Genomic DNA, 9,556 nt, shown 5'->3' on the forward strand with positions numbered 1-9,556 from the left:
ACTTAAACTCTTTAATCTTATCCCAAATTTTCTAAAACGTGTCGGCTGCCAACTCTTACGCCGATTCGGGTATGACCCCGATGCATGGTTAGAAAATTTCCTCAGAGAACACAAAGGAGAGTAATACGTGAAAGGCGGAGATATAATCATTGAATGTTTGAAAGCGCAGGGAGTCTCGGCGGTTTTCGGTATGCCCGGCACCCAAAATATCCAAATCTACGATGCGCTGCTGCGACGCGGCAAAGGCACGATCGACCACTACCTTGTCCGGCATGAATACGCGGCGACACAGATGGCAGACGGTTTCGCTCGCGCAACAGGCGAAGTCGGTGTTGCTATCACCGTGCCGGGACCGGGTGCCAGCAACGCATCGACGGGGATTTTAGAGGCGTTTACCGATTGCGCACCTGTTCTCCTGATTACGGGGCAGAGCGATTCCAGTCTCTACAGCAAACATCCGAGTAAGATGTTCCACGGTTTGGATCAGATGCAGTTCTTCGAGTCGATTACCAAATACTGTGCTATCGCCCACACTGTCGCTGAAATTCCTGTGGTCATTGAAAACGCCTTTAAAGCGATGCGCACTGGGAGACCGGGACCCACCATGCTCGAATTCCCGATGGATGTCGTCACTGGAGACGGGGATGTCCGAATTCCACCACGTGTTGAGCGTCCTGAATTATCGCCTCCTGACGACGCATCCCTGAGTGCCGCAGTCGAAACCATTCGCAACGCCAAGATGCCCCTAATTTTCGCCGGTTCCGCTGTCTTTCATTCAAACGCCCGAAACGAATTGCGTCTCCTCGCCGAAAAACTGAACGCACCTGTCATTGTTACCCGTAATGCAAAAGGTGTTTTGTCGGAGGATCATCCCTTGGCATTACAAATTTGCTACGGTTACCTCGGACGCGAGGCACTCCAACGGACGGATTGTTTAATCGGTATCGGACCGCGTTTCACCTCTATTGATACCCGAAATTGGAGTCTGGAACTTCCTCAACCCTTCATCCAAATAGACGAAGATGCCGACGAGATTGGGCTGGAATATCCGTGTGATATAGGCGTCGTCGGTGATCTGAAACTGACGTTGCAAGCACTCATCGAGGACATTGCTCCGGGTGAAAACGGGTGGGATGAGACACTCGCGCACCTCCGAACAGCTTTTGACGCACAGCCACCCCTGCCCGTCATCCATGAACTACAGGATGTGCTACCACGAGATACCATTTATGCGATTGATGTCCATGCTCTCGGCTACGCTTCCTTCGCCGAATTTCCTATCTACGATCCGAGGACGTTCCTCTATCCGAACATCGGGGTCGCATTAGGACATGCGTATCCTGCGGCGATCGGCGCGAAGGTCGCTCATCCCGATCGACCTGTTATCTGTTTCAGTGGTGACGGCGGATTCCTGATGGGAGCTGTGGAAATGGCAACCGCCATGAAATACGGGATCAATGTCGTAGCGATCGTGGTAAACGATGGTGCCTTGTCAGCGATTAAAGGATCTCAACAGAAAGGGTGTGAAGGACGCACAATCGACACGGATCTGCTCAATCCGAATTTCGTCGAATTCGCGCAGTCCTTCGGTGCGTATGCCGAGCGGGTAGAGAATTTGGGAGACTTCAAGGACACTTTGAAAGACGCACTCGCTGCCGAAAAACCGGCACTTATCGAAGTGATGCTGCAGGACCGGCAAGACGATATTGTCGACGTCATCGGATGGTTGATGTCCGAACCGCTCCGAAAAACGGCTTTTTAACGCGCTTTATTCAATTTCACGGCACCAAACTTTCGCTCCTTTGGTACTCAACTAATTTTTCAAGAAGTAAAAGTTGTTCGGCTCGTTCAATTGGTTCCTCATGTAAGTGTTTGGGGGTGTAATTCATTACCAATGCCTCAAGCATCGGTTTTCTATTCTCTTCTTTCGCGCCAATGTAATAGAAGTGTTCCTTAGTTAACACATGGAATTCCGACCACAGTGTCTCAAGAAAAACATTCTCCCTGTACTGATTGCTATGCCAAGTGGATAAGATGAATTTGCCAGGAGATTGACTTAAGATCCCAAATAGGTGTTGTTCATTTTCTTCGTCCCAACTATCGAAATAATCAACGTGCCTTCCAACATAAGGCGGATCGCAGTAGACAAAATCATCTTCAGAAATTCCTTTAAGTGTTTCTCTAAAATCTTGGCAAATAAATGACCAGTTGGAATGCCTTGACATGACGTAAACATAGTCAACTTGGTTCACAATCTTTGTGATATATGCTTTGGAAAACCGCTGTGGTTTGTGCCCAAAAGGTACATTAAAACCGCCCTTGCGATTGAATCGAATCATCCCATTGAAGCAGCATCGATTTAAAAAAAGAAAATCTAACGGTTCATGTGTTTTATTAAAACGCTCTCTCACTTCGTAATAGTAATCCTGCCCATATTTTGATAGTGTTTCGCCGTGCTGTTCGAGGAAGTTTCTCACTTTCAAACCATCAATCTCTCCACTCGCGATGGCGTTATAGAAGTTAATCAAATGTGGATTGCTATCTGCAAAGATAGCGTTGCGCGGTATAATATTGAACCCAACAACCCCGGATCCCATAAAGGGTTCAACCCATGTGCCTGCAAAAGACCAATCCACAGTCCGTTTTATGAAAGGAATGAGTTTGCTTTTTATCCCTTGACATTTAATAGGTGGAATCATAACTCTCATTATTGCTTCCTTCTCAACCGCATCTTTCTCGCTTTGGGTACAATTAGCCGAACATCACCACCCCTAAAGGCAACAAAATCTTTTAGGCTTCTAATCTGCTTCGTTTTACCGTCATCTTCCGTAATGGTAATTTTACCATAGTTCATCCAATAATCATCAAACCATTCCTCACCCAAATCTGAGAACATGCCACGTCCTGAGACTATATCAGCAATTCTATTAATACTGCCGATGTTCGCCGTATTGCCACTACCACTTTTGTCGCTTGCTATCCTCCATTTTTCTGCGACGAAGAATTTGAAGTCCTTTATAACAGAAGATATCGAATGAAGTTCTTCATACCTATAAGTACGAGTCTCATCTATTTCTTCTTCACTATGTCTGCTATAGATGATTCCCAAACAGAAGTGTCCTTGGTATTGACTATAGGGGAACTGAATATTCTTTGAGCTACCTCTATTTACAAAGTATTCTCCGTGGGAACCTAATGTGAACCCATTGCAAAACTCCGGGTAATCTGGTAAGCGGTATGTCGTCTTGAAATCAACGGCGAATTTGATATGTTCGCTGTTGGCATGCACGAAAGATATGTCTGGATAGTAATTCTGATGTTCAGCTAAAACCACTCGGTATCCAATATCTTTCGCGAAACTGAGAATACGAGGAAAGAGATGTATTTCAAGAATCTTGGATATTATTTTGGTATCCGAAGAAATTGTGTAAATATTCCGACATACATCGATAAATCCGTTGATGCTCCATTGTCCATCATCTGTACTCACATGTTCGTCGAGTGATGAGACGAATCGGGTTAGCGCACGGAAAAACTCCTGCTTAATTTGCAAATCTCGGTTCATCCATAAATCCTTTCAATACTCACCGCGTGCGTTCCAGCCCGGATACTGTTCTTCTAACGCCTGAAGCGTTTGCGGTGTATAATATGGATGTCCGGCAGGTGGGAACCGAAAGACTTCGCGCTCTGCCGCTGTCAGCGTGCCGATGAATTTCGAGAACATCGGATTCCGACCTTTGTCTGTGTAGTGCCGAAAGCCTTCCCAATAGTGGTCTGCCCGTCCTAAACCGAATCCCCACGTGAAGCGTTGTCCGTCTTCCCGCAGATAATCGCTTGCTGAGTGCAACGTATAGTTGTTGAAGATACAGACGGTTCCACCTTTGCAAACAAGAGGTTCGTATTGAGAGGTATCCCGTCCGTGTTCCTTCGCGAGGAGTCTCAGCGGTGCTTGGTCTTCGTCAACATCCTCAAGGTGGACCCAAAAGCCGATTTGTCCGAATTCACGAGCACTCTCGGACTGCGGTAGCAGCGAGTTGTTGCCGTTATCAATGTGCAAATTGCTTGGATCGCTATCGACACCCGGTCCTTTAAATCCAGGATAGCGTGCAATCATACATCCAGCACGATAGTGGATATGCTCCGTTTTCAGAAATTTACGGGCGAATTCCCAAGCATCGTGGTCCACGATCGCACGTAATAAAGCCATTTCAGCGGGCGGGAATTCGGTCAAAGTCGCTCTACCCGGAGGCGGATCGTCTTTGACGTCTTCCCATGTCGGGAGTACACGGCGTTGGGCAGCCTGCATCTCCGCAAGTTGTTCACCTGAATAGTAATCGGGGACAATTAAGTAGCCTTTTGCTAAGAGTTCATCAAGTTGTGCATCGGTAAATTGCTTAGGCATGTTAACCTCCACTGGAGAAATAACGCTGGTTTGAACAGGAACAGGTTAAAAATTTTTGCTGACGAACCTTGACAGCCAGAATAAGTGGCAAAGCCCGTCAGCAAAATTGAGAACTCCCCCAGACGGACTCGAACCGCCGACACGATGGTTAACAGCCATCTGCTCTACCGACTGAGCTATGGGGGATTGCTAATATAATTATACACTGTTTCATTCGCAATTGCAAATTAAATTCATAATTTTTTACAGAGTTTTCCGAAAAGATGTTTTGCTACAAATGAAACAGACCAATGTTAATTATACACCGCCTTACCCACGATTGCAAATTGACCTTACTATCGTATTCAACACCCACATGTAACTTCCGTTCCGGTAACTCCCTGTTCACCCTCCGTTTCATAACCATCACGCTTCCACCAATCTAAACCACCCATCAACTCCTTAACCTGAAACCTCAATTTTGCCATATTCAAAGCACCTTTGGTAGAGGCATTGCAACCGATCCCATCACAGTAGATCACATACACCTTAGATGTATCGAATTCACTTGTTGTCGCCTCAGACATTGTTCGATGCGGTATACTTATCGCTGTTGGGATGTGTTCTTGGGCATACGCCTCTGGAGAACGAGCATCTATTACGACAATAGGTTCTTCGTTATTGAGAGCCTCAAAGAGATCCCAAGAATCGGTCTCGTAATTGAGTTTCGCTTGATAAAATTCAATGTGATTCATAACTTTCCCTAACTTTTTAGTTCAGTGTAACGCTTTCTTAACCATCTTTGGGTATCTAACTCTCCCTGAGAAAAACCCCAAGTAAATCCAAGAGCCATACACCCCAGGTTTCCTATACATGCGACCCAAGCGACAATGCGAAAAATAGGGATGCTTGTGTCGTATCTTGAATCAAAATAGTCATAAAGACCGCGATGGGGACCTATTGCTGCGTGTTGAGATACTATGTTCTCCCCTGTGAAATGAAAAACAAAGGCTACAGCGATAACCCACAAGTGTCCTACTGCGTATCCCAGGAAAACCCTTAGCAACAGAATTCCGAGAAACCGAAGACAGGCTATGATTCTCTGCATGAACATAGTTTCCATCCCTCTATCATTCGGTGCAAAATTGCGCGTAACATCAGGTATATATCTTAATCTCTTCAGGGTTCACAGCGACGATACGAGAAATCCGATCAAGTTCATCTTCGGAACGGTTTTTCTATAGATATAGCACTTTCTTGGACTTGCGAAACTGGCTATATCGCGGTTTCTATGAGCACATCACACCTCTGGCGTGAGGGAGGCAACTTTCAGTCATGAAATTCTCGAATCCTGAAAATCCTGATTCAGACAATTAGCGTTCCGCCTTCCACCCTTACTCCACAGAAAATACCGCAACTTCACCCGTGTCCATCCATCTCGCAACCACGCTTTTTGGCGGAATCCCTATGCCTTCATATTCAAACGGCTCCGTCCCGAAATTGGCAAATATTTCAACAGCATCCCCAAACTCAGTGCGTTGGACCTGCCTGTTATCGCGCAACCACTCAAAATTCGTCATTGCCTGCCCACCGATCTGCCGATGCAACGGCGAAAAGAACGTGTAGTGCCGCTGTATCCACGCTTTATGCTTGGTAAACTCCGCCATGTTCAGATGGTATAATGGCGGAACGTTATAAAGCAACTCTAAGAGTGCTAACATCCCAATTGCGTTCTCAAATTTGAGGCTGCCAGAGAGCCAATGGTTCGTCGTGATCACCGAATCATGAAATACAATCTGATAGAGCGGTAACCGGAATCGTGGATCATAATAGAGATACAGATAGTTCGGTTTAAGCGATACCTGTTTTATGTGAATCGCTGGAGCTTCGGGGGGCCAATATCCGCCTACGTAGTAAGGCGAGGTCTTTTCCGTCATATCTGGATCGCCCCACCCAATGACAGGCACGGTCATCCCGTGTGCGAAGTGGAGTGTCGCCGCAGCGTAGGCAGCACCGCCTTCAGAACCGACAACCATGTTGTGTGTATCCCGAATCCATGCAATACGGGCAAGTCGTGCATTCATGTCATCTAACTGCGTCGCTGAATGGGAGGGCGAATAATCGTCAAAGAGTTCACCGTAAGCATCGCAGTCGATGAACCACGTATTGAAGTCTGTCGGCATCTGTGAGACGATTCCGTTGACACGATCTTCGACATAAGGTTGTGCCACGAGGGGACTTAAGTGATATCCCTTCTTCTTAAACCCACGATTCTTCGTCCCATCCGCGTTGACAATCGCGCCTGCCTCATAAAGCGACAGGTCAAACTGAGCCGTCTCCCATGTATCCTTTTCGGTGGGGTGATGAATGCTATGATAGGAATCGTAGGGTCCGATCAGATATCCGAGTTCTCTCGCCTTCGCGACAGCAGTCGGATGCCGAAATCCGTCCTGCCATGAATCAGCACCAAGCCAGAGTCTGTCCAACCCATTCTTAGCAAACCGCTCCATGAGTTTCACAGAGAAACCGTCCCCCCACTCGTCTGGACGCCGTAGTGTATCGGGGAACGCGGCGTAAAGTAGCAGACAGTTCCGGCGGTAAATATCTATAAGCGATAGTGAGGATACGTCCTGCGAAATTAACTTTTCTATTTCGGGTCCAAGGGAAATCTCTGACCACACAGAGGCATTGTAAAATTCGGTGTTTTCAAGCTGCTCACTTAATGCCCGGCTCGCAACACGTCGGCTGTAGTTAGAGGAATAATCTGCCCGTGCCATGTCTCGGACAACGTCCTGTACCTCCGCGTCCAGTTGCGAAAAAATACGTTTTCCGATGCCTCCAACTGTCCCTTCATTGGAACCAAGACTGAGCTTTGTAGCAAACGCCTTCCAATCCGTTACATCGTATTGACTCAGGAGTTTGCCGCCCCAGAGATAGACATGCGCAGCACCAAGCAATTTTTTCGCTTTTGGAGTCTTCTCAATCTTTTCTGCGAACGAAACGAATTCACCGTTCTCAATCAACCACTTTCGATAGTGTTTGGCAGGTTCGACAGGGGATGCCGCACCTAATGAGATGCGCACCCCGTATGTTTTCCGTTCCCAATTCGGCGTGAAGGCGTGCGATACCTGCATCCCTAAGTCAGACGTTTCCGGCGCACGGAATAGAATCTGATTGTTGAAGGGATTCGTCAGAATATAGGTGAGTGTTCTTTCGCCGAGATCCAACCCCCAAAACGGCATAGAGAGACCCGCTGTTGTATTTATCCGTCCCCGATCGCACAAAAAATCTCGCCATGTGATGTCATCTTTCGGGACGTAACTCCCCTCAAAGAAAGGGAAAATGTAGCCGTGGATGGAATCGGTGTTTTCAATAACGGGCCACGTAAAATTTTGTGCCTCGTCTGTGGGCGCATCTTGAATGAATTCGATCGTTAGAGCGTCTCTTTGCGATTCAACGTGAACGCTGACGGAGTGTTCCGGGAGTTTCCAACTCACACCGTTGTCGTTATGAGAAAAATCCGTCACAGCACCCAATCCTGTCTGACCCGATGAAACCCGAACCATTAGGTCCGTCCCCGCGGGATAGACATTCATGGCAAGCGACTTCGGGACGATTTCAACATCCCAAATATCATTGCTGAAACGGAGGGTTTTATGTGTGTCACTCATACCGACAGAAGTCAACAGAAATAGCCCTATGGATAAGATGTAAAATTGCAATCTCGGCAATGGCGTTTATCCTCATTCAAAAAGTTGTGAGACCTCACAGGAGAAGCCTTCCACGACATCTTCACCCGTAAGCGTATCTTCGCGCGTGAGCACCTTGATGTCTGTCTCTGAACGATACACCGTCACCGTTTTTGCCACAGGTTCAATCACCCAGACGAGTCGGGTCCCCGCAGCGAGATAGACAAGTGCCTTTTCAACGACCCGAAACTGTGCATCTGTCGGGGAAACAACTTCAACGGCAAGGTCCGGCGGGATGGAGAACGTTTTGCGTCTGTCATCAGGCAATCTCGCTGCTGAGATAAACGCAATATCTGGCATCAACACCCGGTCGCCAATTTGGAAGCCTGTGTCTGACGTATAAACCCGACCCAGTTGATTTTCATGAACATACGGACCTAAAAATAAAACAAGGCTCATACTAATATCGCCGTGTTCGCCGGATGTCGGGGGCATGGGTATTAATTCTCCTTTCACATATTCATATCTCTCTAAATCGCTTTCAAGGAATTCCTCTACGGTCATATCGGTTTCGAGGGGCGTGAGAGATATTACAGTCTGTTCATCACTCGCTTTTAGCATACGCATCAGAATGCCTCCTGTTACCTCGACAATTCTTCCCACAACGCCCGATAGAAATTCATCACGCGGATGGGATCGGAGCTTCCCGCAATTTCCGCCAAAGTGTAACCTGTATATCCAGATGCTTTCAACGATGTAAAAAGTTCCCGCCACGGATACTCGCGTCGGTGGAGTTCCGTGATATGCACTAAACCGATCCTACCTTTCACGAGGTTGAAGTTGTTCTGAATAGAGCCGTCTTCTACTTCACCAAAATTAGAATTCCAGCAGACATAAACGTTATCGTGATCCGCAACATCAAGAATCGTGCGGATATGGGGAAGTTCAGAGGTCCCCACACCGAGGTTAGCGGCAAATTCACCACACTCGCGCAATGATAACCCGATCTGTTCCAACGTCTTTTCGACAGGCACCTCGTTCGGGAGTCCATTCGGACGCACCTTCACACCGGGGGCTCCAACATCCGCGGCGAGTTGAGAATACGCCTTCGTTCCGGCTATATTCCGACGAAGTACTGCCTGATCCGTGGCATGATAGTCATACGCGGAACCTAAACCGGCGATCTCGATCGGGGAGTCTGCGAATTGTTGTTTTACTGCCGCTCGTTCATCTGCCGAAAGATCCACTTCAACGCCGTGGGCATGCGTTGTCCGCAATTCCACGCCTGAAAATCCTGTTTCTATGCAGTTTTCGATGATTGTTGGGACATCCCAATCTTTCGCCATATTATACGTAACTAAACCAAGCTTCATACTTTAGTTTTAAGGGCTTGCAAGCTTCGCCCTCCTCCTTATTCAAAAAGTTGTGCGACGTGACACGAAAAACCTTCTACGATATCCTCACCGGTCAGTGTATCTTCGCGTGT

The 9,556-nt window shown here is 47.3% G+C and carries 8 protein-coding genes and 1 tRNA gene; 1 reads left to right on the forward strand and 8 read right to left on the reverse strand.

What is annotated here, in order from left to right:
* Window positions 1-127 precede the first annotated feature (127 nt).
* Window positions 128-1,762 (forward strand): thiamine pyrophosphate-binding protein, encoded by a 1,635-nt coding sequence (locus J4G07_18450; protein ID MCE2415968.1) that lies wholly within the window; start codon window positions 128-130, stop codon window positions 1,760-1,762.
* A 16-nt stretch (window positions 1,763-1,778) separates the two neighbouring features.
* On the opposite strand, the gene J4G07_18455 is transcribed toward J4G07_18450, so the two are convergent.
* The 8 genes from J4G07_18455 to J4G07_18490 all read right to left on the reverse strand — a co-directional run bounded on the left by J4G07_18455 (window position 1,779) and on the right by J4G07_18490 (window position 9,443).
* Entirely contained in the window at window positions 1,779-2,708 is a 930-nt protein-coding gene (locus tag J4G07_18455) for a Dam family site-specific DNA-(adenine-N6)-methyltransferase (GenBank protein MCE2415969.1), read from the reverse strand.
* Window positions 2,708-3,565: an EcoRV family type II restriction endonuclease gene (locus J4G07_18460; protein MCE2415970.1), complete on the reverse strand. Its 858-nt coding sequence runs from the start codon at window positions 3,563-3,565 to the stop codon at window positions 2,708-2,710. Before J4G07_18460 ends, J4G07_18455 begins: the two co-directional genes overlap by 1 nt.
* Before the next feature lie 12 nt (window positions 3,566-3,577).
* Window positions 3,578-4,402, reverse strand: coding sequence for a phytanoyl-CoA dioxygenase family protein (locus tag J4G07_18465; GenBank protein MCE2415971.1), 825 nt, complete (start codon window positions 4,400-4,402; stop codon window positions 3,578-3,580).
* 113 nt (window positions 4,403-4,515) lie between these two features.
* Window positions 4,516-4,588 (reverse strand) — tRNA-Asn (locus tag J4G07_18470).
* A gap of 158 nt (window positions 4,589-4,746) precedes the next feature.
* Window positions 4,747-5,136 (reverse strand): rhodanese-like domain-containing protein, encoded by a 390-nt coding sequence (locus tag J4G07_18475; GenBank protein ID MCE2415972.1) that lies wholly within the window; start codon window positions 5,134-5,136, stop codon window positions 4,747-4,749.
* 639 nt (window positions 5,137-5,775) lie between these two features.
* Window positions 5,776-8,112, reverse strand: coding sequence for a hypothetical protein (locus J4G07_18480; protein MCE2415973.1), 2,337 nt, complete (start codon window positions 8,110-8,112; stop codon window positions 5,776-5,778).
* Window positions 8,113-8,124: 12 nt separating this feature from the next.
* Window positions 8,125-8,634: a Uma2 family endonuclease gene (locus J4G07_18485; protein ID MCE2415974.1), complete on the reverse strand. Its 510-nt coding sequence runs from the start codon at window positions 8,632-8,634 to the stop codon at window positions 8,125-8,127.
* 77 nt (window positions 8,635-8,711) lie between these two features.
* Window positions 8,712-9,443: a TIM barrel protein gene (locus J4G07_18490; protein ID MCE2415975.1), complete on the reverse strand. Its 732-nt coding sequence runs from the start codon at window positions 9,441-9,443 to the stop codon at window positions 8,712-8,714.
* Between the last annotated feature and the right edge of the window lie 113 nt (window positions 9,444-9,556).

This window comes from Candidatus Poribacteria bacterium (genome assembly GCA_021295715.1).
Taxonomy (GTDB): Bacteria; Poribacteria; WGA-4E; order WGA-4E; family WGA-3G; genus WGA-3G.